Origin of the sequence: Micromonospora sp. NPDC049107 (assembly GCF_040648595.1) — a bacterium.
Lineage (GTDB): Bacteria > Actinomycetota > Actinomycetes > Mycobacteriales > Micromonosporaceae > Micromonospora.
In genome coordinates this window covers 114023-139463 of sequence record NZ_JBEZEC010000002.1, presented here as the reverse complement: position 1 = coordinate 139463, position 25441 = coordinate 114023, and the positions used below count along the sequence as shown (strand labels likewise).

The window sequence follows — 25441 nt, the reverse complement described above, 5'->3', positions numbered from 1 at the left end:
GGGTGGCACCGCGTCGACGTCCCGCTGGGAGGGCCCGTGACCTCGTCTCCACCGCCGTACCGCACGCAGCTCGGGCCACTGCTGGTCCGGCATCGGCTGGCCCGGGGGTGGAGTCAGCGGCGCGCCGCCGCCGAGTTGTGCGCCGCCGCAGGTGTGCCGACGTTGAGTCGGAACGAGGTGTCCCGGTGGGAACGGCAGCGACGCGTACCCGGTGAATTTTGGCTCGGCTGGCTTGCCGTCGTGCTGGACGTACCGGCGGGGGTGCTCACCGAGGCGGCCGTGCGCGCCCGGCGGACCGGGCCGCCCACGACGGCCGGGTCGGGCCGACACGGCGCGGCCGGTGCGCGGCCGGGCGGGCGGACCGGGCCGGGCCGGGCCGGCGGGACTACGCGTGGCGGTGGGGCGCGGGCCGTGGCGAACCGCTAGCGTCGTGGCGTGACCCATGCTGCTCCCGTGTCCCCCGTCGACCGCGCCGGCCTGCGGCAGCGGGTCGACGAGGCGCTCACCGAGTTCCTGGCCGGCCAGCGGGCCCGGTTGACCCGAGTTGACCAGGCCCTCGTTCCGGTGGCGGAGGCGATCGAGGCGTTCGTGCTCGGTGGCGGCAAGCGCCTGCGTCCGGCGTTCGCGTACTGGGGATTCCGAGGCGCCGGCGGGGTGGACGGCGACGAGGTGCTCACCGCGCTCGCCGCGCTGGAGTTCGTGCAGGCCAGCGCCCTCATCCACGACGACCTGATGGACCGTTCCGACACCCGGCGGGGCGAACCGGCGGTGCACCGGCGGTTCGCCAGTCGGCACCGGGCGGCCGGCTGGGGTGGCGACGCGGACGGGTTCGGCGACGCCGCCGCGATCCTGCTCGGCGACCTGTGCCTGGTGTGGTCCGACGAGCTGCTGCACTCCGCCGGCCTGGACCTGCGGGCGCTGGCCCGGGCCCGGCCGGTCTTCGACGAGATGCGCACCGAGGTCACCGTCGGGCAGTACCTCGACGTGCTGACCCAGGCCACCGGGGACACCTCACTGGAGCGGGCCGGCAAGGTGGCCCGGTACAAGTCGGCGAAGTACACCGTCGAGCGTCCGCTGCTGCTCGGCGCCGCGCTGGCCGACGCGGGCGAGGAGATCCGGACGACCTACTCGGCGTACGGGTTGCCGTTGGGTGAGGCGTTCCAGCTCCGCGACGACGTGCTGGGAGTCTTCGGCGACCCGGCGCAGACCGGCAAACCTGCCGGGGACGACCTGCGCGAGGGTAAGCGCACCTATCTGGTGGCGGCGGCCGTGGAGACCACCGACGACGCGGGCCGGGAGCTGCTGCTCGGTCAGCTCGGCAACCCGGACCTGGACGAGCAGGGTGTGGCCCGTCTGCGCGAGCTGATCCACGCGAGCGGGGCCCTGACCCGCACCGAGCAGCGCATCGTGACGCTCACCGACACGGCCCTGGCCGCCCTGAGTGCCGTAGACCTGGACACCGAAGCCCGCCAAGCCCTGGTGGACCTGGCCATAGCCGCCACCCGCCGAGCCGACTAACCCCCTGCCTGTCCCCGTCCCCGTCCCACGCTGCGTCGATCTTGCACTTTCGGTGGCGACATAAGGGGCAGACCAGCCCATCACGGCAACACAAAGTGCAAGATCGGCGCAGCGTGGGCCTGGGGGCTTCCCCACACCACGCGGGTCGGTCAGAAGCCCAGGGCTTGGGCGCGGCGTTTGATCTCGCGGGCCTGGTCGCCGGAGAGGGCCGCGGCGGGAGTGTCGCCGGGGAGCGTGTCGTCCCGCTCGTAGAGCCAGCGCAGCGCCGCCTCGTCGTCGTAGCCGTTGTCGGCCAGCAGGTTGAGCACACCGGGCAGGTGTTTGAGGGCTGTCGCGTTGGCCACCAGGTCCGCGGGTATCCGGCGTACGCCGTCGCGGCGGACCGCCAACAGCTCCCGGTCGCGGATCATCTGGTGGACCTTGCTGATCGACACGTCGAGCCGCTCGGCGACGTCGGGCAGGGTGAGCCAGCCGGACGGGTCGGTGGGGCCGGCGAGCTCGGGGTCGGGTACGGATTCGGTCACCCGATCACCCTGCCACGCCGTCGGCGGCGGGAGCCATCGGCACCCCGCACGACCGGTCCGGGTCCGCGGGGCGGGCACCACCGGTGAGCAGCAGCTCAGGGCGGGCGGTCACGACGGGACGGACCAGGTGCGTCTCCGGGCTGTAGCATCCTGTTCAACTCTCACCCCCTGGACACATAGACTCCCTGCCGATGGACACACAGGTCGCCGACACGTTGCTGGGCTCGCTGATCGACGGGCGCTACCGCATTCGCGGTCGCGTGGCCCGTGGTGGCATGGCGACCGTGTACACCGCCACCGACGAGCGCCTCGAGCGCACCGTCGCAGTCAAGATCATTCACCCGACCCAGGCGCCCGAGGCGCGGGCCCGGGTCGCCAACTTCGTGGCCCGGTTCACCGACGAGGCCAAGACCATCGCCCGGCTGACCCACCCGAACGTGGTCGCGGTCTACGACCAGGGCACCCACGCCGGCCTGCCGTACCTGGTGATGGAGTACGTGCGTGGCCGCACGCTGCGCGACGTGCTGGCCGAACGACGCCGACTCAACCCGGACGAGGCGCTGGCCATCGCCGAGCAGATGCTCGCCGCGATCGCCGCCGCGCACCGGGCCGGCCTCGTGCACCGCGACGTCAAGCCCGAGAACGTCCTGGTCGCCGAAGCGCCCACCGGCGGTGTCGCCAACCTGGTGGACAGCGTCGTCAAGGTGGCCGACTTCGGGCTCGCCCGCGCGGTCGAGGCCAGCGCCGACGACGAGCAGGGCAACCAACTGATGGCCACCGTGGCGTACGTCGCCCCGGAGCTGGTCACCGAGGGTCGGGCCGATCCGCGTACCGACGTCTACTCCGCCGGCATCGTGCTGTTCGAGATGCTCACCGGTCGGGTGCCGTACGACGGGGGTCGTCCCGTGGACGTCGCCTGGCAGCACGTCGACCGGGACGTGCCGGCGCCCTCGACGCTGGTGCCCGGCCTGCCGCCGGCCCTCGACACCCTGGTGCAGCGCGCCACCCGGCGTGACCCGTCCGCCCGGCCCGCCGACGCCGGCGCGCTGCTGGCCGAGGTCCAGGTGGCCCGGGACCAGTTGGGCAACGTCAACAGCACCAGCACCGCCGTCCTGCGGCGGATCACCGACGAGCCGCCGGCCTCCCAGCCGACGATGATGGTCGCCGCGATCCGCCCGGCGCAACGGCCGACCTGGGCGCGGCTGCCCGAGGGCGGCGCGCAGGGCCCGGGTCGCCGGCGGGCCGCCCCGGAGCCCGCCGAGGGTCTGGCCGCGCGGTTCGCCGAGCTGCGCACCAGGATCCTGGGCACGTCCCAGGGTCGCCTGGCGTTCGCGGCCGTGGTCGTGGCGCTGGGCCTGGTGGCCGCGCTGGGTGGCTGGTGGTTCGGCGTCGGCCGCTACACGTCCGCCCCGCAACTGGTCAGCCTGAACAAGGCCGAGGCGCAGGCCCAGGCCGAGCGCGCCGGCCTGACCCTGGCGTACGGGGAGCCCCGCTTCGACGAGAAGGCCCCGAAGGACAGCGTGCTGGGGCAGAGCCCGGCGTCGTCGAGCAAGATCGTCAAGGGCGGCACGATCACCCTGACCCTCTCGCTGGGCCCGGAGCGCTTCCCCGTGCCGGACGTGATCGGCAAGGAGTACGAGCTGGCCGAGGCGGATCTGGTCAACGCCCAGCTGGTGGTCGCCAAGGGCACCGCCCGCTATGACGACACCCTGCCGGCCGGCGTCGTCCTGGACAGCAACCCGAAGGTGGGCGCCGAGGTCAAGCCGGGCACGAAGATCACGCTGATCCTGAGCCGCGGCCGGGCGCCGGTGACGGTGCCGAACCTGGTGGGCAAGAGCCTGACCGAGGCGCGCACCAAACTGGGTCAGCTCGGCCTGGTCCCGGTGGAGAGTTTCAAGGACTCCGACAAGCCCAAGGACGAGATCCTCGGCCAGAGCCCGGCCGACGGCGGGGGCGTGGAAAAGGGCACCGAGGTCAAGCTGGAGATCAGCAAGGGTCCGCCGCTGGTCGTGGTGCCCCGGGTGATCGACCTGCCCTGCCAGCAGGCCAAGCAGGTGCTGGAGAGCCAGGGCTTCCCGGTGACGGTCGCCGTCAACCCGAACGCCGTGGCCCGCATCCAGGCACCCGGGGAGAATTCGCAGGTGCCTCCGGGCACCCCGGTCGTCATCACGTGCTTCTGATGACGTCGATCTCGGCGCGGCCGGTGGGCGCGCACACCCCGACCTCCGGCGGGCTGGCCAGGGCCGCCCTGCCGTACCTGGACGCGACCGGCGCCGCGGCCGTGCAGGTGTACGTCTCCAACTCGCGGGGCTGGGCGCTGCCACCGGGCGACCCGGCGCAGGACGCGCTGTTCCGCGACGGCTGCGCCGAGCGGGGCATCCCGGCGTTCATCCACGCCTCGCTGCTGGTCAACCTCGGCTCACCCACCCCGGCAACCGTCGAGAAGTCGGCGCTGACACTGGCGCACGCGCTGCGCCGGGGCGTGGCCATCGGCGCGCGGGCGGTGGTGTTCCATGCCGGCAGCGCGGTCGACGAGGGGTACGCCGAGGAGGCGATGCGGCAGGTCCGTCGGGAGCTGCTGCCCCTGCTCGACTGGACGGCCGAGGCCGGCGGACCGATGCTGCTGGTCGAGCCGAGCGCCGGTGGCGGCCGTTCCCTCGCCTCGCGGGTTGAGCACCTCGGGCCGTACCTCGACGCGGTGGACCGGCATCCGATGCTCGGCGTCTGCTTCGACACCTGCCACGCCTGGGCGGCGGGGCACGATCTGGCCGCCGAGGGCGGCATGACCGCGACCCTCGACACGCTGGTGGCCTCCGTGGGAGCCGACCGGTTGCGGCTGGTGCACGCCAACGATTCCAAGGATCTGTGCGGTTCCACCCGGGACCGGCACGAGAACATCGGCAAGGGCACCATCGGCGAGCCGGCGTTCGCCGAGCTGATGGCCCATCCGGCCACCGTCGGCGTCCCCGTGGTGGTGGAGACCCCGAGCGAGAAGCAGCTGGGCCACGCGGCCGACATCGCCATCCTCAGCCGCCTGGCCCGTCATCCTTCCTGAGGTTCACCCACGGGTACGGCCGGTCGCCATCAGCCGTGCGCCGGTGTGGTGATGGCGAAGAACTCGTCGATGAGCCGGGCCGTCTGCACGTCCTGGTTGGTCCTGCCCAGCACGGCAGGCGCTTTGGCCGGCCCTGGGATGGTGTGCCCGCCACCGCGCACGGTGTAGAGCGCCACCGACGGGTGCCCGGGCTGCCGGTACTCGGTGCGTTCGATCGAGGTCGCGGCGTTCGCGGCCGGCAGTTTCGTGCTGGTGGGTTGTGCGGTGATGCCGTTATGGGCGGCGAAATAGGCTGCGGACTCGGGCGCGGACAGGTTGCGGCCGCCGACCTTGAAGGCCAAGCGCGCCCACCAGCTGTACGCACCACCGGCGTACGGGACGATCCGGTCCTTCGTGCCGTTGATCAGCAGGACCGGCATGGGCGCGGGTGACGCGTCGCCGAGCAGGAAGTTCTCGGGTGCCGGCATGGTCGCGGCGATCACCGCCGCACCGGCGATCAGCACCGGAGTTTCGTGGGCCAGGCGGATCACCATCTGGCCGCCGTTGGAGTAGCCGATCGCGTACACCCGCGCCGGGTCGATGTCGTGGCTGAGGGACACCTTCTCGATCAGCGCCCGAACAAAACCGACGTCGTCGCTGTTGTCGGTGCGGGCCGGGAAGGAACTCTCCCGCCGGGCGTCGTTCCAGTTGCCCTTGTGGCCGTCGAGGTAGACCACCACCGCCGCGCCGGTCTCGGCGAGCGCGTCGTAGGCCCGGCCGATGAACTTCCGGTGCTTGGCCCCGGTCTGTTTCGATCCGTGGAAGACGAGCACGAGACTGCGTCCGGGGTTGCCGTCCGCGGACCCGATGATCTCGTACGTCCGCCGGGCGCCGTTCACCGTGATGCTGTCGCGCATGCGGAGCCCCCTCAAGTGGATGGGTCATCCGCTCCAACGTAGCATAAGCGGATTAGTTATCCGTTACGCTCGTGTCGGTCGGTGAGACTCCGGACCTCTCGATCACGGCCTCAGGCTGCTGCCAGGATGCGGGGTAGGGCCCGCAGCGCGCGGTCCAGGCCCTCGTCGTCCAGGCCCAGGTGGGTGACCAGGCGAGCGGTCCGGGGGCCGAGCACCGAGATCAGTACGCCCTCCTGGCGCGCGGCGGCGGCCAGGGCGCGGGCGTCCAGCGCGTGCTTGGTCAGGTCCAGCGGAACGAGGTTGGTGCGGACCGTGGTGGCGAGCACCCCGAACGGCGCGACCGCCTCGGCGAGCCGGGCCGCCCTCGCGTGATCCTCGGCGAGCCGGTCGACGTGGTGCGCGAGCGCGTACCGGCCGGCGGCGGCGAGGATGCCGGCCTGGCGCATGCCGCCACCCATCCGCTTGCGGATCGTCCGGGCCCGAGCGATCTTCTCCGCGCTGCCCACCACCAGCGAGCCGACCGGCGCGCCGAGCCCCTTGGAGAGGCAGACGGACAGCGTGTCGAACAACCCGCCGTACTCGGTCAGCGACACCCCGTCGGCGACGTGCGCGTGCCAGATCCGGGCGCCGTCGCAGTGCAGCGCCACCCCCGCGTCGTCGGCGACGCCGCGCAGCTCTCGCAGGGTGTCCAGCGGGATCACTCCGCCGCCACCCCGGTTGTGGGTCTGCTCGACGGCGATCGCACGGGTGGGCACGGCGAAGAAGCCGTCCGGACGGATCATCCGGGCGACCACCTCCGGGTCGATGTCCGCGCCGACGGTCGGCCAGGTCCGCGAGGAGATTCCGCCGTACGCGGCGGCGGCCCCGATCTCGTACGTGACGACGTGCGCGTCCGCGTCGCACAACAGCTCCTCGCCGGGCGGCACGAGCAGTTGCAGGGCGATCTGGTTGGCCATCGTCCCGCTCGGCGCGAACAGCGCCGCCTCGTGGCCGAACAGCGCGGCGACCTCGGCCTCCAGCGCGTTGACGGTGGGGTCCTCGCCGTAGACGGGCCGCAGATCTGTTGCTGGCCGTGCCCGGTGAGACCGCAGCCGCAATGCTGACTGCGCTTCCGGCACACCACGCAGCCCAGATCCTGGAGTCCGTGGGCGACGTCGGTGCACTCGTTGGCCTGACGGCAATTGTGCCGAACAGCATGCTCGTCGCTGTCCTCGGCCGACTTCGCCCTGATCGCGCAGTCGCCATCTTTTCCGTGCTGCCGGACTCCACGGTGCGTTCGTTGCTGGCCGCTCTGCCGGGTCGGCGCTGCGCTGAACTCCTGGCGCCGTTGCCGATTCAGCGAGTGATGTCGCTCCTGAGCGAGGCGCAAGTTATCGAGGTGGCACCGCTATCACCGGTGGCACGCGCTGTGGAGATGGTGACCCGGCTGCCAAAGAGTTCGCTGATTCAGGCGACCGCGGTGTTGTCGGGCGAGACCGCCGCTGGGGTGCTGGCAGACCTTCCGGCCGCGACAGTCTCGCGGGCCCTCGACGCCATGTCCGACGAAATGGTGATCGAGACTGTGACCCATCTGCCCATCACCCTCGTCTGTGATGTGTTGGGCAGCCTGCCGGTGGATCTTCTCGGCACCGCTGTTGGTCGGATGCCGATCCGGAAAGCATCGCGGGTCCTGTCGCGGATCTCGCTTGACCTTGCGGCGGTCGTGGCGGAGGCGATGCCGGCCCGCCAGGCCGCCGACGCTCTTGAAGTGATGCAACCTTACGGCAGGTCGGCTGAGGTGATGCGCCGGATGACAGCCGAGAGCCGTCGGGGCGTCCGAGCTTGCATGCGCTGAAGCGCAATGATCTGGACGCGGCCTCAGCGGACGTACATGATCGGGGAGAGTGAATGGACGAGCAGTTGTTCGAATTGGCAACAACTGCGGGTAACGCCGTAGTCACCCTGCTGGCGACCGACGCGTGGCAGACGGCAAAGTCGGCCATGGTGTCGCTCTGGGGTGTTGCTCACCCACAGCGGGTCGAGGTGATCTCCGGTGAGCTCGACGATGCGCGCGCCGCGCTCCTGGCGGGCCGACGGTCAGATGGTCCGACTGTCGAGGAAGAGTTGGCCGGAGAGTGGAGGGGGCGTCTGCGACGGTTGCTCGCCGCTGATCCTGGTTTGGCGGACGAGCTCAAGCGGCTCCTGGACGAGCAGCTTGTGCCGGCAGCGCGCAACGCCGGAGTGGCCACGGTAAACCAGCGAGCCCGCGCAGAGGGTAATGCCCGCATATACATGTCGGGACGGGATCTGAGCGTTAACGAACGCTGAAGGCTGGTTGCCCGGAGGGCTCTTTGACTCCCGTCGATCAACCCGACGAGCGAATCATCGGTACGCCAAGGGACTGTACGCCTCCGGCTGCCAGTCGCCCACGATTCCATGCGGATGCCCACTTTTCCCACCGTCGCCATGATCGGGTCCGGGCCGAACAGGCTGACTTGCGCAGTGCGTAGGACGGACATCGGCCGGCGTGATCTCTGGGACGTGATCATGGTCGATCGGTCGGCGATACGCCGTCCAACTGATGGTCGAACCACGGGCAGCTCGACGGGGCCGCCGTGGCGCATACTGGCGGCGTGTTCACTCTCGCCCAGGCCCGGCACCTGGTGGCCACCCTGCAGCCGCGTGTCGACGAGCTGATCCGTGTCCGCGCCGACCTGGCCGAGCTGCGCGTCGACCTGGCCGACCACGGGGTCAGCGCGCTCGGTGGGCTGGCCGAGGTCAAGGGGCTGGAGGCCCGGCTGCACGGCATCGTCGACGAGCTGCACCAGCACGAGATCCAGGTCAAGGGCATCGCGCCGGTGCTGCTCGACTTCCCGGGCGAGCGCGAGGGCCGCGCCGTGCTCTGGTGCTGGCTGGAGGGCGACTCCGATGTGCGGTGGTACCACCGCGCCGAGTGCGGCTTCGCCGGCCGTCGCCCGCTCTGACCGGGCCGTCGTCCGCTCCGAGCTGGCCGTTGCCCGCTCTGAGCCGGCTGTCTTCCGCTCTGACCGGGCTGGTCACCCGTCGAGGACCGCGAACACCACCACGTTGTCCCGGTAGTGCCCACGCCGCCGGTCGAAGTCGCCCCCGCAGGTGACGAGGCGCAGCTCGGGCCCGGGTGTCGGACCGTAGACCGTGGCCGTCGGGAACCGGTCCTTGCGGGTGCGCAGCGACCCGGTCACCCGGAACGACAGCCACTGCCCGTCGCGCCACACCTGAACGCGGTCGCCGGAGCGCAGCTCGTCGAGCCGGGCGAAGACCGCCGGGCCGCGGCGCGAGTCCAGGTGCCCGGCGAGCACGGCCGGACCGGTGTCGCCGGGGGCGGGGCCGCCCCCGTACCAGCCGGCCGTGTCGAAGTCGGCCGGCGGGACGAGCGCGCCGGCGCGGTCCAGGCCCAGCACCGTGAGAGCGGAGTCGACGCCGATGCGCGGCACCCGTACCCGGGTGGGTGGACCCTGTGGTCGCGGCGACGCGGCCACCGACGGGCAGCCGTCGGCGCAGCCGGGGTGCCAGGTCGCGACCGGCGGCGGCCCGGTCGTCGCGAGCCCGACGCCGCTGCCGGCGGCCAGGCAGACCGCCGCGCCGGCCGCGACCAGCGCGGCCAGCGGCGCCCGACGGTCGCGGTGCCGTCGGATGGCGGGCCCGATGCTCACCAGGTGGTGCGCCGCCGCCGACGCCAGAGCAGCAGGCTCGCCACCACGGCCGCCGCGGCCACCGCGCCGGCCATCAGGGGGTACGCCCCGAGCCCGCGCCCGGCCGTGCCACCCGCGCCGGTCTCCACTCCACCCGCCGGTACGACGGTGCCGCCCTCGGCGTCCTGACGCAGTTCGGCGCTGAGCCCACCCTGCTTGTCGTCGAGGACCAGCAGCGAGTAGACCGCGCCGCCGGCGAGCCGTACCTCGGTGTCGGTGCTCGGACCGCCCGCGCCGGTCAGCCGCAGCTTCCAGGTGCCCGGCTCGACCTGTTGGTAGTCGGTGGTGGTGGCGAACTGCACGCCGTCGGCGATCCTCGGGCCGTCGGGGTCGGCCACGTCGAGGACGGGCGTGCGCACCGACGCCTGCACGACGCGCACCTTGGCCCGGCCCTGCGTGGGAGCGCTCAGGTCGTCGGTGAGCACCCGCAGCCCCAGGTCGGCGTGCCGCCCGACACCGGCCACCGTGTACGCGCCGCCACTTTGCACCGCGACCTCGGTGGTGAGCACCGGCGGCTCGCTGGCGGGCGTGCCGGCCTCGCGCATCGCCACCGCGTACCGGCCCGGAGGCAACTGGAGATAGTCGGAGACCACGCCGTAGCCGACGCCGGGAAAGACCCTCGGCTTCGCGGCGTCGGGGGCGGCGAGGTAGACGTCCACCGCCGGTGTGTCGGGGGAGAGGTGGGCCAGTCGGACGTACCCGACGCTGGCCGCGCCGGCCGACGCCGGGATCGCGGCAGCGAGGGAGGTGCCGAGCAGGAGCGCGCCGGCACCGGCCAGCAGCCGGCGGGACGCGGTACGAAGCGTGTGCATGTCGCCTCCGAGGCACGTTCGGTGAGCGGGCGGCAACCCACCGACAGAGTCCCGTGCGTGAGACTCGCGCGCAAGTTGTACACGCGATGTTTCTCCCCGCCGCGTCGTCGGCTGCGGCCCGTGCCGGATGCTGCCCGTGCCGGATGCTGCCCGTGCTGCGGGCCGCAAGATCGTGCTCGATCCAGGATGTAGTGGCCCCGGCGTCGGGAGGATGCCACTGGATCCATGATCGAGCGCGATCTTGCCGCTCGGCGAGGGGGTCTGCGAGCGAGGCGGGTGCTGCTAGCGCACCGCTAGGAAGCCGAACAGGTCCGGTACGCCGCCGGGACCCGACTCCGCGAATCGAACCGGTCGGAGGCCGGCGGACAGGGTCGCGTTGAGGAGATCGGCGAGCGGAACGTGCCACGCCCCGACCCGCGCCCGGACGCCACTGGTGTTCCAACTGTCGAAGCTGCGGGCCCGATCCGCGTAGCGCTCGTCCACCACGACGGCCGGGTGCCCACCCCGGTCGGCGAACGCGCCCACGAAGCAGGGGTGCACGCCCACGTGCACGAACCGCCCGCCCGGCCGCAGCACGCGCGCGACCTCGCGCAGCCCGAGCGAGTAGTCGGGCACATCGGTGCTGGCCAGGACGCACATCGCCGCCGGCAGCGACGCGTCGGCGATCGGCAGTGCGGTTGCGTCGCCCCGGGCTGCCGGCAACCTGTCGCGCGCGTGCCGCAACTGCCCACCGGACAGGTCCACACCCAGTGGCGTCCAACCCAGGGCGGCGGGCACGGACGCGTGCGCGCCGGTGCCACAGCAGATGTCGAGGCAGGGTCCGTCGCCCGGGCCGAGCAGGTCCGCCACGCTGGCGTGCACCCGCTGGCGATAGTCACGGCCGCCGGAGATGAAGTCCTCGTACCACTCCGCGTGAGTGTCGTACGCCGGTGTGCTCGTCGCTCCCATCCGCCGATGCTATGGACGAGGGTCTGCCGCGCGGCCCCAGATCTTCCGAGGGCAGAAGCGGCCGAGCTTCGCGGCAGGCTGCTACTCCGATTCGGCGACGAAAACGCCCTGTCCCTGTTGGCCGTAGACCAGGTTCCGCTGGTGCAGTTCGCGCACGGCTCGGTAGGCGGTCGACCGTGCCACGTTGTAGATCTCGCCGAGGTCCGAGACCGACGGCAGTTGATGGCCGGGCGGGTACTCCCCGGACTTGATTCTGCGCGCGATGTCGTCGGCGACGCGGAGGTAGTGCGGTGGCCTGGTAGGCATGATCGGCTCTCCTGGACTTCAGCGCAGATCATGCTTCCAGTCGGGACCGGGGCAGGACAAGTGACGACGCGACTCGACTGAACACAGTGAGAACTTGACTACACTGAGACAGTGGATACAGTGAGACAGCGGTCGGATGCTTCTGGACTTCAGCACCCCGAGGTTTTCGATCCACCCACCCTGGAAGGCGCGACGCATGGCCTCCGCCCTCCAGGGTGTGCAGCTCGTGACCTTGGAAAGGTGCGGACGATGGCGATCGACGAGCCGGTGTCCAGGGCGACCGAACTCTTTATGGCAAAGCGGGTCCTCGACGCTCACTGGGGCCGAGGGCCAGATCGACCCTGGCAGCCGGGCGGCTGCCTGGAGTGTCAAGGGCATCACGATTGTCCGCAGTTGGATTGGGCTCTCGAGATCGTGGCGGACGTTGCGTCTGTGCTCTTTCAGAAGTAGTGCCTTCGCCCGCCCGGTCGGGTCCGTGCTCGTCAGCGTCTGGGTCGGCGGGGTCGTCGCTCGTCTCGCGTCCGCCTATTCTCGGGCGATGCGGGATCGACGCGTGGCGTTGGTGTGGGCGGCGTTCGTCGTCGTCGCGACGGTGTCCTGTGTGCTCGTGTCGACCCGCGATGACCGACTCTCCGACCTGCACATCTACTACGGCGCACTGTCCGATCTGCACGCCGGCCGGCCGCTGTACGAGTACCGCGCCGCCAACGGCGGGCCGTTCACCTACCCGCCGTTCGCCGCTCTCGTGCTGGGGCCGATCACTCTCGTGGGTGAGGGCGTACTCCAGGGGATCTGGCTGGTCGCGACGTGCGCGGCGGTCGTCGCCGTCGCCGCGATGGTCGGTGTCGCGCTGAGCGCCGATCGGTCCCGCCGCCCGTTGGTCGTCGCGGTGGCCGCCACGGTTCTGATGCTCTCGGCGCCGGTGCAGAGCAACCTGCGGTTCGGGCAGGTCAGCATCTTCGTCGTGCTGTTGGCGCTGCTGGACGGCATGGGCGTCGTTCCGCCACGGCTGCGGGGAGTGCTCGTCGGGGTGGCGGCGGCGATCAAGCTGACGCCGCTGCTGTTCGTCGTCTACTTCCTCGCCACCGGGCGCTACCGCGACGCCGGGCGTGCCGCGGCGACCTTCGTGGCATGCGCCGGGCTGGCGGCGCTCGTGCTGCCCGGCGAGAGTTGGATCTACTGGACCGAGGCCGTCCGGCAGACCTCACGAATCGGCAACCTGGCCTCGCTGGGCAACCAGTCGGTGCACGGGATGCTGTTACGCCTCGGGGTAGACGAGGCGACCCTGCCCGTGCTGTGGGCCGCTCTGGTCGCGGTGATCTGCGGGGTGGCGCTCCTTCGCGCCCGCCAGTTGGCGGCGGGGGCCCGCCCTGGCCACGCCGCCGTGCTCGTGGGCTGCGCCACGGTGGCCGCGTCCCCGGTGTCCTGGACCCACCACCAGGTGTGGCCGGTGCTCGCCGCGATGCTGCTGGTCGGCGCGTCCGGCATCACCCAGCGGGTGGCCGGCGCGGCGCTGCTCGCCGCCATGGTCGTCTCGCTGGGGGCGGTTCTCGGACCGGTGTCGGCGCGTCCGGGCGTGCAGTTCCTGTTCGAGAACGCCCGCACCGTCGGCACGTGCCTGCTGTGCCTGGCCGGCTTCGGCGGTGTCGCGGTCGCCGCCGCCCGGGGCAGCCGTCGCCCCGTAGCGCGGCGGGCCTGGCTGCGGGTGGGCGTCACGACCGGCGTGGCTCTCGCCTTCTTCGCCGTACAACCGCTGCCCGCCGGGGCGGACCCGACATTCAAGGCGTACGCCCTCGACGACGTGGCCAACCCGCGATACTTCTTCGTCTGCCGGGGTCCGGCCGAGTGTGCGGCCTACGCCACCGACGCGCCGGTCACGTTCGGCACCCGGGCGGAGAAGACCAAGGTACGGGTCAACGGCGTGGTCTCCCCTCGGGTGGCCCGACTGGAGTACTACTCCGCCCCGGGCGGCGCACCCCGCAGCATCCCCCTGCTGGCGGCCTACCCCGGTACCCGGACGTTCTCGTTCCGGTCGGCCAGCATGGCGCAGGGTCGGCTGGTGGCGTACGACGTCGACGGTCAGCCGGTCGCCAGTTACGACGACGAACTGGCCGTCGCCCTCCGGAGGGCCACCCGGTAGGCGGTCACCGGAGGGCGACGGGTGCTCAGCGGGTGGCGGCGGCCAAGGCCGTGCGCAGCTTCTCGGCGTCGCCCGGCGCCGGGTGCTCCCAGTCGGTCGGGGTGGCGGAGTAGAGCGTGCCGTACGCCGGGGTGTCCGGCTGGTAGCGCCAGCCCTCCGCGAGCGGGCCGACGTCGACCGCGTCGTACCCGATCCGGTCGAGGAAGGCCGTGACCTCGGCCTTCGCGGCAGCGTCGTCGCCGGCGATGGCGAGAGCGCTGCGGTCGGCGGCCCCGGACGGCCGGGCGAGCGCGGCCAGGCCCGTGAAGTAGATGTTGTTGAAGACCTTGACCACCCGCGACTCCGGCAGGTGCCGCTGCAGGAGTTCGCTGCTGGTGGTCTCGCCCGAGTCCAGCTCAGGGAAGTTCCCGTCCCGCTGCGGGTAATAGTTGTTGGTGTCGATGACGACCTTGCCGGCCAGCGGCTGGACGGGCACCGCCCGGTACGCCTTGAGCGGCACCGTGACCACCACCAGGTCGCCGACCTGCGCCGCGTCCTGCGACGTGCCGGCGCTGGCCCGCTCGCCCAGCTCGTCGACCAGATCGGTGAGCGTCTCCGGCCCGCGCGAGTTGCTCAGCACCACGTCGTAGCCGGCGGCCACGGCCAGCCGGGCCACGGTGCCGCCGATGTTGCCACTGCCGATCAGTCCCACAGTTGTCATGTTTCTTCCCAACTCCGTCCACCCACGACGCATTCCGGCCGATGCGCGGAGTTATCCCGGTTACGGCACAACGTACTGCGGACGGTCGTCGCCCGATCGGCTCCCACCCACGTACCACCCTCCGGTGGCCGCGCTGCCTCGGTAGCCGCGCTGCCCCGTGGCCGCGCCGCCTCGGTGGCCGCGCTGCCCCGGGTGGCCGCGCTGCCCCGGGTGGCCGCGCTGCCCCGGGTGGCCGCGCTGCCCCGGGTGGCCGCGCTGCCCCGGGTGGCCGCGCTGCCCCGGTGATCAAGAGATTCGCGTCACCGATCGGCCGATTCCTGACGCGAACCTCTTGATCACCGGGGCCGGAGCCGGGCGGGACCCGGGCGGGAGCCGGGCGGGACCGGGCGGGATCCGGGTGGGACCCGGGCGGGACCCGGGCGGGACCCGGGTGGGAGCAAGCCCTTAGGCGGGGAGGATCTTTTCGATGGGGGTGCGGAGGTCGTCGGGCTCGACCGTCGGGGCGAAGCGGCCGGCGACCGTGCCGTCCGGTGCCACCAGGAACTTCTCGAAGTTCCAGCGGACGTCCCCGCTGTGCCCGTCGGCGTCCGGGGTGTCCACCAGCGCCGCGTAGAGCGGGTGCCGGTCGGGCCCGTTGACGTCGACCTTCTCGGTGAGCGGGAACGTCACGCCGTAGTTGACCTGGCAGAAGTCGCTGATCTCGGCGGCGCTGCCCGGCTCCTGCCCGGCGAACTGGTTGCACGGCACGCCCAGCACGACGAGGCCGCGCTCGGCGTACGTGTCGGCGAGGCGCTGGAGGTCGGCGTACTGCGGGGTGAGGCCGCAGCGGGAGGCGACGTTGACGACCAGCAGCGCCTTTCCGCGGTAGCGGGCGAGGTCCGCGGGGCCGCCGTTGAGGGCGCCGATCGGGATGTCGAAGACGGTCATGGCCCGAGGCTACGCGCCGGGTGTGGGGTCGCCCGGGTAGGGCGTGGCCGGCCCGTTCCGCGCACCAGGGGAAATCGAAACATGGACATCTTGACGGAGTGATGACGGTGTGAGTACCGTCTCACCATCTCTTTTGGAAAGTTTCCTAACAGTGCGGGAGACGCCTCATGAAAAGATCGCTCCGCCGGGCCCTCTGGGCCGGCGCCGTGGTCGCCGTGACCGTCGCGGCGGTGCCGATGACGACCGCGTTCGGCGCCGGCACGGTCACCACCACGTTCGCCAAGGCGCAGGACTGGGGGACCGGTCACGAGACGAAGGTGACCGTGACCAACGGCACCAGCGCCACGGTCGCCACCTGGCGCATCGAGTTCGACCTGCCGTCGGGCACCACAATCAGCAGCGCGTGGGACGCCGACGTCACCAGCAGCGGCAACCACTACGTCGCGGTCAAGAAGAGCTGGGCCGGCGGGCTCGCGCCCGGCGCCTCGTTCAGTTGGGGCTACAACGGCACCGGCGCGTACAAGGCGCCACTGAACTGCACCGTCAACGGCGCTCCCTGCGGCGGCGGCACCCCGACGACCCCGCCGACCACGACCGCGCCGCCGACCACGGCGCCGCCGACCACCGCGCCGCCCACCACGGCGCCGCCGACCACCGCGCCGCCGACCACCACCCCGCCGCCCAACACGGGCGGTAAGAAGGTCGTCGGCTACTTCGCCGAGTGGGGCGTCTACGGGCGCAACTACCACGTCAAGAACATCCAGACCAGCGGCTCGGCCGCCAAGCTGACCCACATCCTGTACGCCTTCGGCAACACCACCGGCGGTCGCTGCACCATCGGCGACCCGTACGCCGACTATGACAAGGCGTACACGGCGGCGGAGAGCGTGGACGGCGTCGCCGACACCTGGGACCAGCCGCTGCGTGGCAGCTTCAACCAGCTGCGCAAGCTCAAGGCGCTCAACCCGCACCTCAAGGTGATCTGGTCGTTCGGTGGCTGGACGTGGTCCGGCGGCTTCACCCAGGCCGCGCAGAACCCGGCCGCGTTCGCCGAGAGCTGCTACAACCTGGTCGAGGACCCGCGCTGGGCGGACGTGTTCGACGGCATCGACGTGGACTGGGAGTACCCCAACGCCTGCGGTCTGAGCTGTGACACCAGCGGTCCGAACGCGTTCAAGAACGTGATCGGCGCGCTGCGGTCGAAGTTTGGGTCCAACGCCCTGGTCACGGCCGCCATCACCGCGGACGGCAGCAACGGCGGCAAGATCGACGCCACCGACTACGCCGGCGCGATCGGCAACCTCAACTGGCTCATGCCGATGACGTACGACTACTTCGGCGCGTTCAACGCCCAGGGCCCCACCGCCCCGCACTCGCCGCTGACGTCGTACACCGGGATCCCGCAGCAGGGCTTCAACTCCGACGCGGCCATCCAGAAGCTCAAGAGCAAGGGCGTCCCGTCCAACAAGCTGCTGCTCGGCATCGGCTTCTATGGCCGGGGCTGGACGGGCGTCACCCAGGCCGCGCCGGGCGGCAGCGCCACCGGTGCCGCGCCGGGCACCTACGAGGCGGGCATCGAGGACTACAAGGTCCTCAAGAACACCTGCCCGGCTACCGGCACGATCGCCGGCACCGCGTACGCCAAGTGCGGCAGCAACTGGTGGAGCTACGACACCCCGTCGACCATCAACGGCAAGATGACGTACGCGAAGAACCAGGGCCTCGGTGGCGCGTTCTTCTGGGAACTCTCCGGCGACACCAGCAACGGTGAGCTCATCGGCGCCATCAAGGGCGGTCTCGGCTGAGCCGAGGGCCGACGCACCACCCACACGGCGGGAAGGGGCCCGCACCGCCCCTTCCCGCCCGTGCCGTAGCGGCCCGGTCGACGCCACGCGTCGGCCGGGCCGCCGGCCTTGGGCGGGTCGGGTCCGATATGGCAGACTCGCGGCTCGGCAGGTCCCGATTTCCCGTTCGACGGAGGTGGTCATGCGCGCGACCCACCGTGGGCTGGCGATGACCGCCGCCGCGTTCGTGCTGCTCCCGGCCGCCCTTGCCGGCTGCGGGAGCGGCGGCGACGACGCCGACAAGCAGACCGCCGCGCCCCAGCGGGCGCCCGCCGAGGAGGCCGCCAACCGGTCCCGCGAGCGCGTGCAGGCGTACCTCGACGCGATGACCGCCAAGGACGTCGCCGCCGGCCGCAGCCAGCTCTGCGCGGTGTTGCAGGCCGGGTTCGACGCCGCGGCCACGGGTCCCAACGGCGACTTCGCCGACCACTTCAAGGTGCCCCAGGCGACCATCACCGACGTCCGGTCCGGTCAGCGCGGCCAGGAGGTCAGCGTCTCGGTCTCGGTCACCGCCGGCAAGAGCAAGGTCACCCGCCCGCTGGTGTTCACCGTCACGCGGGACGGCGGCGACTGGTGCATCGCGAGTGAGGCGCCGGGCGGCAACCCGGCCACCAGCCCTTCACCCGCGTCTCCCTCACCCGCGTCCTGACCGAGGTGGGTGGGATCGACCTCCCACTTGCCGGAACCGTCACCCTCGCCGCCCGGTCACACGCACGGTCGCCGTACGCTTTCTCTCATGCGCCATGAGTGGCATCAGCTGAGCCATCCCGCGGTGGGTAGCCCGGGCCTGCAGACCAGCCGTCCGACCGTCGACTCCGCCGAGGACGCCGCCCTCGGCCTGGACCGCTGGCGGGAGCTGCCCCGCGAGCAGGTCCCACCGTGGTCCGACCCGGCCGCCGTCGCCGAGGTCTGCAAGGTGCTCGACACCGTGCCGTCGGTCGTCGCGCCCTACGAGGTGGACCAGCTCCGGCAGAAGCTGGCGCTGGTCTGCGAGGGCAAGGCGTTCCTGCTCCAGGGCGGTGACTGCGCCGAGACCTTCGCCGACAACACCGAGAGCCACCTGCTGGCCAACGCCCGCACCCTGTTGCAGATGGCGATCGTGCTCACCTACGGCGCGTCGCTGCCGGTGGTCAAGGTCGCCCGGGTCGCCGGCCAGTACACCAAGCCCCGCTCACTTCCGACCGACGCGCGGGGTCTGCCCGCGTACCGCGGCGACATGATCAACTCGCTGGAGGCCGATCCGGCCGCCCGCGTGGCCGACCCGCAGCGCATGATCCGGGCGTACGCCAACTCGGCCGCCGCGATGAACATGCTGCGGGCGTACCTCGCCGGTGGGCTCGCCGACCTGCACGCCGTGCACGACTGGAACAAGGGCTTCGTCCGGACCTCCCCGGCGGGGGAGCGCTACGAGGCGATCGCCCGGGAGATCGACCGGGCGTTGGCCTTCATCCGGGCCTGCGGGATGACCGACGACGAAGCGCTGCGGACCGTCACCCTCTACTGCTCCCACGAGGCCCTGGCCCTGGAGTACGACCGGGCGCTCACCCGGGTCTCCGACCGCCGGGCGTACGGGCTGTCCGGGCACTTCCTCTGGGTCGGCGAACGCACCCGGCAGATCACCGGCGCGCACATCGACTTCATCTCCCGGATCGCCAACCCGATCGGCGTCAAGCTCGGCCCGACGACCTCGCCGGACGAGGCGATCGAGCTGTGCGAGAAGCTCAACCCGGACAATGTCCCCGGCCGGCTCACGCTGATCAGCCGGATGGGCAACCACCGGGTCCGCGACGCCCTGCCGCCGATCGTGTCCAAGGTCACCGCCTCCGGCGCCAAGGTGGTCTGGCAGTGCGACCCGATGCACGGCAACACCCACGAGTCGTCCAACGGCTACAAGACCCGGCACTTCGACCGGATCGTCGACGAGGTGCTCGGCTACTTCGAGGTGCACCGGAGCCTGGACACCCACCCCGGTGGCATCCACGTCGAGTTGACCGGTGAGGACGTCACCGAGTGCCTCGGCGGCGCGCAGGGCATCGAGGACCTCGACCTGCCCGACCGGTACGAGACCGCCTGCGACCCGCGGCTGAACACCCAGCAGTCGCTGGAGCTGGCCTTCCTCGTGGCGGAGATGCTCCGAGGCTGAGGCCGCGAGCCCCGCGGTCGGCAGCCGAAAGGCCGGCTCCGAGGCCGCCGCTCTCTGTCGAACAGGAATGACCGTGGCCAGGTGCGCGCGACCCGCGACCGGCCGCCGAAAGGATGACTGTGGCTGAGCTTGTTGACCTGCGTTCCGACACGGTGACCCGGCCGACCGCCGGGATGCGCGAGGCGATGGCCGCCGCCGAGGTCGGTGACGACGTGACACGGGCAGAATCGCCAACACGGCAGAGGAGTTAGCCGCCGGTAAGGCGGTGAACTGAGCCGCCGCCAGCCGCAACGGCATCGCCGTGACCAGCATCGCCAGGTGGGACTGGGGGATCTCGGCGAGCATGCCGCCGACGTGCGTGGCGGGGATGCAGGCGAGCACAGACGCTCCGTGGTCGACGGACAATTTGGAAAGCCGCCTAGCGGAGAGCCGCTCGTCCATCGACACCAGCAGACGGGCGGCCCGGGCGGCGGGCAGCAACTCAAGGCGACGCACTGCCGCCGACTCATCCATCTCGGCGACGATCGCTGCCGCCTCGGCGTCGTCCATGGCCAAGAGCGCCTCTGCTGCCGCCTGCGCCGGCATTCCCATCAGCGCCTGCGCCTCGGTCCGATCCTTGCCGAAGGTGACGTAGGCATCACGGAAAGCTTGTACCACCTGGGCAGAGCCGCTGGCTTCGACGCTCATATGGACAGGGCCGCCAGACCTGAGACCGACGTCGTCCGCTAGTGGCTGGCCGGGTACCGCCGGCGACCCGCCGTCAAGCCCTGGGCGGGGCAGCAGCAGCCCATCCCCAACTTGATTTGCCTGCTCTTCGCTCGTCACTGAGGTCTCCATTAGCTGGAAGATTCAGATTCAACGCCGCCATCGAAGCCATTCTCGGAGACACAATGCCGCCTCCGTGGCCGGCTTCTCTTGAGGTCGACTGAGGTTCGGCCTTCACAGAAGGTCGATCCATCATTTTGCCTGCTTGCCCACACGTGTGAGTCGCTCATGTCTGTCGGTGACGCGACACTTGGCCCCGCAGGGCAGTCGGTGATGGCGAAACTGCCCAGATGGAGCGATGGGAGTACGGCAAGCTGCTCACGGTTTATCCGCAGTTTTTCGGCGGGGAGAGGATAGATCCTGTCTGCGTTTTCCAAACCCGTTTGGGAGACCGCGTCATGCAGGGTTCTGGACTTGCCACGTTCGACGAGCTCGGCTCAGAAGGGTGGATCCTCGACCCGCCCGGACCTCTCATGGCAAATCCGCCAGGCTGGCTGACGGAAATGGCGTATACCGCAGCGGATCGAGTGCGCAGCGCCCAGTGGACCGTCCAACACTCGCGTCGGCGGGTCGGCTAGTGAGACACGGACGGGGCGCGTCAGGACTTGGGGGTCAACTTCGTCACTCCGAGAAATCCTGCCCGAGCGCAAGAGCCATTTCGTCGGGCATGGAGTGAACGGAAGCTCAGCTACGCTCCGACTGGGCGGCCAGCTCGCGGGCGCGGTCCCGGGCCGCCTCCAGCGCGGCGAGCAGCGCCGCGCGGACCCCGTGCTTCTCCAGCTCACGGATCGCCGAGATGGTGGTGCCGGCGGGCGAGGTGACCGCCTCACGCAGCTTGACCGGGTGCTCGCCGGAGTCGCGCAGCATCACGGCGGACCCGATGGCGGTCTGCACGATCAGCTCGTGCGCCACCTGGCGCGGCAGACCGAGCAGGATCCCGGCGTCGATCATGGCTTCCACCAGCAGGTAGAAGTAGGCCGGTCCGGAGCCGGAGAGCGCGGTGACCGCGTCCTGCTGCGACTCGGGCACCCGGATGGTCTGACCCAGAGGCTTGAACATCTCCTCGGCGAGGCTCAGATGCGCCCCGGTGGCGTACGCGCCGGCGGAGATGGCCGTCATCGCCTGGTCGACCAGCGCCGGCGTGTTGGTCATGACCCGGACCACGGGGGTGCCGTCGGGCAGCCGACGGTTGAAGAAGCTGGTGGGCAGCCCGGCGCAGAGCGAGATGACCAGCTTGTCGGCGGGCACCTTTGGGCCGATCTCGTCCAGCAGCGCTGCGGCGTCCTGGGGCTTGACCGAGACGGCGAGCACGTCGGCCTCTTCCACCGCGGTGAGGTTGTCCACCACCCGGACGCCGTAGCGGTCGGACAGCTCCTGCGCGCGGTCCGGTCGGCGCGCCGTGGCGAGCAGCCGCTCCACCGGCCATCCGGAGCGCAGCAGCCCGGAGAGCATCAGCTCGCCGATCTTGCCCGCGCCGATCACCGCAACCGTGTGCCCGCTCACCACGCCTCCTCGTCGGTCGACTGCTACGGGTCGACTGTTAGTAAGGGCCCCCTGCTATACGCCACGCGTTAAGAGGGGGCCCTTCCTTACACCTCAGCTGCCGAAGAAGACCTCGGCCTCCTGGTACCGCTCCAGCGGCACGGTCTTCAGCTCGCGGGTGGCCTCGGCGAGGGGCACCCGGACGATGTCGGTGCTCTGCATCGCGACCATCTTGCCCCAGTCGCCGTCGTTGGCGGCGTCGATGGCCTGCAGGCCGAGGCGGGTGGCGAGGACCCGGTCGAAGGCGGTCGGGGTGCCACCGCGCTGGATGTGACCCAGCACCACGGTGCGGGCCTCCTTGCCGGTCTTGGCCTCCAGCTGCTCGGCGAGCCACTGGCCGATGCCGCCGAGGCGGACGTGGCCGAACGAGTCGAGCTCCTGGTTGGCGAGCACCATCTGGCCGTCGAGCGGCTGGGCGCCCTCGGCGACCACGACGATCGGGGCGTACTGGTGCTGGAAGCGCTTCTCGACGTAGCCGGCCACCTGGTCGACGTCGAACTGCCGCTCGGGCAGCAGGATCACGTTGGCGCCACCGGCCAGGCCGGCGTGCAGGGCGATCCAGCCGGCGTGCCGGCCCATGACCTCGACGACCAGGGTGCGGTGGTGGCTCTCCGCGGTGGTGTGCAGGCGGTCGATGGCCTCCATCGCGATGTTGACCGCGGTGTCGAAGCCGAAGGTGTAGTCGGTGGCGCCGAGGTCGTTGTCGATCGTCTTCGGCACGCCGATGACGTTCACGCCCAGCTCGTGCAGCTTGGTGGCCACGCCGAGGGTGTCCTCGCCGCCGATCGCGATCAGCGCGTCCACGCCCTGCTCGGCGAGGTTGTCCTTGATCCGCTCGACGCCGTTCTCGATCTTGAACGGGTTGGTCCGGGACGAGCCGAGGATGGTGCCGCCCCGGGGCAGGATGCCGCGCACGTCGGCGATGCCCAGTGGGCGGGACAGACCCTCCAGCGGGCCCTTCCAGCCGTCCCGGAAGCCCACGAACTCGTGACTGTAAGTGGCGACGCCCTTGCGGACCACCGCCCGGATGACCGCGTTGAGACCCGGGCAGTCGCCGCCGCCGGTGAGCACGCCGATACGCATGATCCGCTCATCCTCCTGGAGCATCAGGTAAAGCCCGATATGCCCCAGGGTATGTGTCAGGTCAGACCATCGGCGCCGTTGCCGGCCCGGGGCGGGCCGTCACTGCGCACTGTAGTCGGCCTGCGCGCGCGACGACAGCGCGCCCCGGGGGCGGCGGCTCAGTAGGTCACCTCACGGTTCTCGCCGGGTGACGGCGGACGGCCGGTGACGGCGGCCTTGGCGAAGCCGAGAAGGTTGACCACGGTGCTGCTCGGCGAGTCCCAGTACTCGGCGGAGCTGGCGTGCACCTTGATCAGGGTCAGGCCGGGAGTGTCCAGCCCGTCCGGGAACCAGGTCTTGAGCAGCGGGTTCCAGAGCCGCTTCGCGCGCTCGGTGTCGGAACTCTCACTGGCCGTCCCCGAGACCGAGACCCAGGAGTTGTGCCTCTGGTCGGAGAAGGCGACGTTGACCTCCGGATTCACCCTGATCTGGCGCAGTTTGGCCGAGTCGGTGTAGGCGAAGAACCAGAGGTCCCCGTCGAACTCGGCCTCCTGCAGCCCCATCGGCCGGCTCACCTGCCGCCCGTCCAGCGCGATGGTGGTGAGCATGCAGATCCGTGCGGCGCGGATCAGTTCGGTGACCCGCGCCCGGGCGTCGGCGACGCTGGTCGGATCGTTGCTCATGGCAATCTCCCTCGGCTCGGCTGACGAACCGTTGCCCGGGACAGAACCGGTCAAACCTACAGACGTATGACCATCGCTCAGCGCGCCGTCATCGCCCGCCAGCGGGCCAGGTTGTGCCGGGCGTCGACCAGGGCGTCGTGCCGGGCCGCGTCCGCGTCCGGCAGCGCCGGCCGGCCCCGGTCGTCCCAGAGCTGCCGCAGATCCTTCGTGAACCGGGGAATCTCCCGGGGCAGCGCCGGCATCGCACCCCAGAGCTGGGCGAGGACCACATGGTCGTACGCCGCGTACCAGGCCCACAGCTCCAACTGCTCGGCCGGCCGGTCCCGGACGGGCTCCATGAGGAAGTCGTACAGGTCGTCGCGGATGCGCTCCCGCGAGCGCCAGGCCCGGTCGGCCGGCGACGGCAGCCGGTCCAGCACGTTACGTCGGACCCAGGGCACGGCTCGGGAGTCGTCGAACTCGGTGGAGACCGCGTAGAACTCGCGGCCGTTCTCGTCGACGACACCGATCGAGACGAGGTCGACGATCCGGCCGTCCTCGATGAACTCGCAGTCGTAGAAGTAGCGGTAGACCATTCCGGACATCCTCACCCACCGCCGTCCGTCGGCGCGCGGCGGGGCCGGGTCCGAGCCCGGCCGGCCCGCCGTGGGCCGGCCGCGACCCGGGCCGCCGACGCCGCTCCGGCGACGCCCCAGGGGGTACGCCGCAGCTCGCGACGGTCACGGAAGTGCTTCGAGGGGTGTACAGCAAGCGACCGGACCGTCATGATCTGATGTGTACCGCTACCGGATGCCGAACCGGTGTCAGTTCACCTCGTCAGGGCCATCAGGTTCACCCGGTGAGCGATTGTGTGGTCCATGACCGGGGAGGGGTTGGGCCGTGGAGATGCGCCTGCCGGAGCCGGGTGACGCGCTCACGGGTGTCGAGATGTTCGCTGGCCTGGAGCCCGAGGTGCGGCAGCGGGTCATCGCGGCCGCCGTTCCGCGCACCTACCGCAAGGGTCAGCTGCTGTTCGTCGAGAACGACCCGGGCGAGTCGCTCATCGTGCTGCGCCGGGGCGCGGTCGCCGTGTTCCGCACCGCGCCGACCGGCGAGCGGGCGGTGCTGTCGGTGATCCGTCCGCCGGACGTGCTGGGCGAGGTCTCCCTGCTGGACGCCTCCACGCGCTCCGCGTCGGCCGAGGCCATCGAGGACTGCGCGGCGCTCGCGCTCTCCCGGGGCGCGTTCATGGAGCTGGTGCACTCCAACCCACGCATCCTGGACGCGGTGATGCGGTCGCTGGGCGGGTTGATCCGCCGACTCACCGAGCAGAACGCCGACCACGTCTTCCTCGACCTGCCGGGTCGGGTCGCCAAGACACTGGTCCGGTTGGCCGGCGAGAGCCAGGCCCCGATGATCACCATCGAGTTGAACCAGAGCCAGTTGGCCGAGATGGCCGGCGGTTCCCGGCAGAGCGTCAACCAGGCCATCGGTTCCTTCGCCAGCCGCGGCTGGCTGCGGACCGAGGGGCGCCGGATCGTCGTCACCGACGTCGCCGCGCTGCGCCGCCGGGCGGGCATGAACGACCGCTGAGCTGCCCCACCGCCCCCGAACGCGGGGTCGTACATCCGCAACGGCCGGGCCGCCCGTGGGCGGCCCGGCCGTTGCGCTGTGTCACCGAAGGGCGGTTCAGACTCCGGGGCTGCCCGGGCCGGCCCACTTGTTCGGGCCCTTGCTGTCGCCGCCCGAGCCGGTGGACTGCTCGCTGACGATCCCCTCGGCCTGCAGCGTGGCGAGCGTGGCGGCGTCGACGTCCACGGACTCGCCCGCCGAGTGACTGACGCCCTTGCCGTCGGTCCAGTCACTCTCCAGCTTTACGTACACCAT

At 71.2% G+C, this 25441-nt stretch carries 27 protein-coding genes; 13 read left to right on the top strand and 14 right to left on the bottom strand.

Annotated features, from left to right (window positions below; translation table 11 throughout):
- The first annotated feature begins 36 nt into the window (after positions 1 to 36).
- On the top strand, positions 37 to 426 hold the full coding sequence (locus AB0B55_RS05815) for a helix-turn-helix domain-containing protein (RefSeq protein WP_357170687.1): 390 nt from the start codon (positions 37 to 39) through the stop codon (positions 424 to 426).
- Positions 427 to 435: 9 nt separating this feature from the next.
- Complete coding sequence (locus tag AB0B55_RS05810; protein ID WP_357126872.1) at positions 436 to 1518, top strand: polyprenyl synthetase family protein; 1083 nt, start codon at positions 436 to 438, stop codon at positions 1516 to 1518.
- A gap of 149 nt (positions 1519 to 1667) precedes the next feature.
- On the opposite strand, the gene AB0B55_RS05805 is transcribed toward AB0B55_RS05810, so the two are convergent.
- Positions 1668 to 2042 carry an Rv2175c family DNA-binding protein gene (locus tag AB0B55_RS05805; protein ID WP_357126869.1) on the bottom strand — a complete coding sequence of 125 codons (375 nt, stop codon included), beginning with the start codon at positions 2040 to 2042 and terminating at the stop codon, positions 1668 to 1670.
- Positions 2043 to 2233: 191 nt separating this feature from the next.
- Between AB0B55_RS05805 and pknB the strand changes: the two genes are divergently transcribed.
- Positions 2234 to 4222 carry a Stk1 family PASTA domain-containing Ser/Thr kinase gene (gene pknB / locus AB0B55_RS05800; protein ID WP_357170685.1) on the top strand — a complete coding sequence of 663 codons (1989 nt, stop codon included), beginning with the start codon at positions 2234 to 2236 and terminating at the stop codon, positions 4220 to 4222.
- Positions 4222 to 5097: a deoxyribonuclease IV gene (locus tag AB0B55_RS05795; protein WP_357170683.1), complete on the top strand. Its 876-nt coding sequence runs from the start codon at positions 4222 to 4224 to the stop codon at positions 5095 to 5097. The genes pknB and AB0B55_RS05795 overlap by 1 nt, the downstream gene beginning before the upstream one ends.
- A gap of 29 nt (positions 5098 to 5126) precedes the next feature.
- Here the strand turns inward: AB0B55_RS05795 and AB0B55_RS05790 are convergent, their stop codons facing one another.
- Complete coding sequence (locus AB0B55_RS05790; RefSeq protein WP_357170680.1) at positions 5127 to 5993, bottom strand: PHB depolymerase family esterase; 867 nt, start codon at positions 5991 to 5993, stop codon at positions 5127 to 5129.
- A gap of 110 nt (positions 5994 to 6103) precedes the next feature.
- Entirely contained in the window at positions 6104 to 7090 is a 987-nt protein-coding gene (locus tag AB0B55_RS05785) for a GntG family PLP-dependent aldolase (protein WP_357170678.1), read from the bottom strand.
- On the opposite strand from AB0B55_RS05785, the gene AB0B55_RS05780 reads away from it, so the two are divergent.
- The 3 genes from AB0B55_RS05780 to AB0B55_RS05770 all read left to right on the top strand — a co-directional run bounded on the left by AB0B55_RS05780 (position 7090) and on the right by AB0B55_RS05770 (position 8956).
- Positions 7090 to 7827, top strand: a complete 738-nt coding sequence (locus AB0B55_RS05780) for a hypothetical protein (RefSeq protein WP_357170676.1) — start codon at positions 7090 to 7092, stop codon at positions 7825 to 7827. The two genes, AB0B55_RS05785 and AB0B55_RS05780, sit on opposite strands and share 1 nt — an antisense overlap.
- 53 nt (positions 7828 to 7880) lie before the next feature.
- A complete protein-coding gene (locus tag AB0B55_RS05775; RefSeq protein ID WP_357170674.1) occupies positions 7881 to 8300 on the top strand; it encodes a hypothetical protein in 420 nt (139 codons plus the stop codon).
- A 305-nt stretch (positions 8301 to 8605) separates the two neighbouring features.
- Positions 8606 to 8956: a DUF2203 domain-containing protein gene (locus AB0B55_RS05770; protein WP_357126827.1), complete on the top strand. Its 351-nt coding sequence runs from the start codon at positions 8606 to 8608 to the stop codon at positions 8954 to 8956.
- A gap of 72 nt (positions 8957 to 9028) precedes the next feature.
- Here AB0B55_RS05770 and AB0B55_RS05765 read toward each other — a convergent pair whose 3' ends face one another.
- The 4 genes from AB0B55_RS05765 to AB0B55_RS05750 form a co-directional block, all read right to left on the bottom strand.
- On the bottom strand, positions 9029 to 9664 hold the full coding sequence (locus AB0B55_RS05765; RefSeq protein WP_357126830.1) for a class F sortase: 636 nt from the start codon (positions 9662 to 9664) through the stop codon (positions 9029 to 9031).
- Entirely contained in the window at positions 9661 to 10515 is an 855-nt protein-coding gene (locus AB0B55_RS05760; RefSeq protein WP_357126833.1) for a DUF4397 domain-containing protein, read from the bottom strand. Before AB0B55_RS05760 ends, AB0B55_RS05765 begins: the two co-directional genes overlap by 4 nt.
- A 282-nt stretch (positions 10516 to 10797) precedes the next feature.
- Entirely contained in the window at positions 10798 to 11463 is a 666-nt protein-coding gene (locus tag AB0B55_RS05755; RefSeq protein ID WP_357170672.1) for a methyltransferase domain-containing protein, read from the bottom strand.
- An 81-nt stretch (positions 11464 to 11544) separates the two neighbouring features.
- A complete protein-coding gene (locus AB0B55_RS05750; protein ID WP_357126839.1) occupies positions 11545 to 11769 on the bottom strand; it encodes a GntR family transcriptional regulator in 225 nt (74 codons plus the stop codon).
- Between the two features lie 538 nt (positions 11770 to 12307).
- On the opposite strand from AB0B55_RS05750, the gene AB0B55_RS05745 reads away from it, so the two are divergent.
- Positions 12308 to 13909: a glycosyltransferase 87 family protein gene (locus AB0B55_RS05745; protein ID WP_357170670.1), complete on the top strand. Its 1602-nt coding sequence runs from the start codon at positions 12308 to 12310 to the stop codon at positions 13907 to 13909.
- A 25-nt stretch (positions 13910 to 13934) separates the two neighbouring features.
- Here AB0B55_RS05745 and AB0B55_RS05740 read toward each other — a convergent pair whose 3' ends face one another.
- Together AB0B55_RS05740 and AB0B55_RS05735 are read right to left on the bottom strand one after the other, a co-directional pair.
- The gene (locus AB0B55_RS05740) at positions 13935 to 14609 is read right to left on the bottom strand and encodes an NADPH-dependent F420 reductase (protein ID WP_357170668.1); all 675 of its coding nucleotides are present in this window, start codon (positions 14607 to 14609) and stop codon (positions 13935 to 13937) included.
- Between the two features lie 444 nt (positions 14610 to 15053).
- Positions 15054 to 15536, bottom strand: coding sequence for a glutathione peroxidase (locus AB0B55_RS05735; RefSeq protein ID WP_357126847.1), 483 nt, complete (start codon positions 15534 to 15536; stop codon positions 15054 to 15056).
- Positions 15537 to 15703: 167 nt separating this feature from the next.
- Between AB0B55_RS05735 and AB0B55_RS05730 the strand changes: the two genes are divergently transcribed.
- The 4 genes from AB0B55_RS05730 to AB0B55_RS05715 all read left to right on the top strand — a co-directional run bounded on the left by AB0B55_RS05730 (position 15704) and on the right by AB0B55_RS05715 (position 19774).
- Complete coding sequence (locus tag AB0B55_RS05730; RefSeq protein ID WP_357126850.1) at positions 15704 to 17341, top strand: glycosyl hydrolase family 18 protein; 1638 nt, start codon at positions 15704 to 15706, stop codon at positions 17339 to 17341.
- A 181-nt stretch (positions 17342 to 17522) separates the two neighbouring features.
- Entirely contained in the window at positions 17523 to 18029 is a 507-nt protein-coding gene (locus tag AB0B55_RS05725) for a hypothetical protein (RefSeq protein ID WP_357126853.1), read from the top strand.
- Between the two features lie 87 nt (positions 18030 to 18116).
- The gene (locus AB0B55_RS05720) at positions 18117 to 19523 is read left to right on the top strand and encodes a class II 3-deoxy-7-phosphoheptulonate synthase (RefSeq protein WP_355049430.1); all 1407 of its coding nucleotides are present in this window, start codon (positions 18117 to 18119) and stop codon (positions 19521 to 19523) included.
- A gap of 113 nt (positions 19524 to 19636) precedes the next feature.
- A complete protein-coding gene (locus AB0B55_RS05715) occupies positions 19637 to 19774 on the top strand; it encodes a beta-eliminating lyase-related protein (protein ID WP_357170666.1) in 138 nt (45 codons plus the stop codon).
- A 1198-nt stretch (positions 19775 to 20972) separates the two neighbouring features.
- Here the strand turns inward: AB0B55_RS05715 and proC are convergent.
- The 4 genes from proC to AB0B55_RS05695 all read right to left on the bottom strand — a co-directional run bounded on the left by proC (position 20973) and on the right by AB0B55_RS05695 (position 24150).
- Positions 20973 to 21791 (bottom strand): pyrroline-5-carboxylate reductase, encoded by an 819-nt coding sequence (gene proC, locus AB0B55_RS05710; RefSeq protein WP_357126817.1) that lies wholly within the window; start codon positions 21789 to 21791, stop codon positions 20973 to 20975.
- Positions 21792 to 21884: 93 nt separating this feature from the next.
- On the bottom strand, positions 21885 to 22913 hold the full coding sequence (locus AB0B55_RS05705) for a 6-phosphofructokinase (RefSeq protein WP_357127318.1): 1029 nt from the start codon (positions 22911 to 22913) through the stop codon (positions 21885 to 21887).
- 158 nt (positions 22914 to 23071) lie between these two features.
- The gene (locus AB0B55_RS05700; RefSeq protein ID WP_357126814.1) at positions 23072 to 23575 is read right to left on the bottom strand and encodes a pyridoxamine 5'-phosphate oxidase family protein; all 504 of its coding nucleotides are present in this window, start codon (positions 23573 to 23575) and stop codon (positions 23072 to 23074) included.
- 77 nt (positions 23576 to 23652) lie between these two features.
- Positions 23653 to 24150 carry a polyadenylate-specific 3'-exoribonuclease AS gene (locus AB0B55_RS05695; protein ID WP_357127315.1) on the bottom strand — a complete coding sequence of 166 codons (498 nt, stop codon included), beginning with the start codon at positions 24148 to 24150 and terminating at the stop codon, positions 23653 to 23655.
- Between the two features lie 304 nt (positions 24151 to 24454).
- On the opposite strand from AB0B55_RS05695, the gene AB0B55_RS05690 reads away from it, so the two are divergent.
- Positions 24455 to 25147: a Crp/Fnr family transcriptional regulator gene (locus tag AB0B55_RS05690; protein WP_007463121.1), complete on the top strand. Its 693-nt coding sequence runs from the start codon at positions 24455 to 24457 to the stop codon at positions 25145 to 25147.
- Between the two features lie 96 nt (positions 25148 to 25243).
- Here AB0B55_RS05690 and AB0B55_RS05685 read toward each other — a convergent pair whose 3' ends face one another.
- Positions 25244 to 25441, bottom strand: a complete 198-nt coding sequence (locus tag AB0B55_RS05685; RefSeq protein ID WP_357126810.1) for a hypothetical protein — start codon at positions 25439 to 25441, stop codon at positions 25244 to 25246.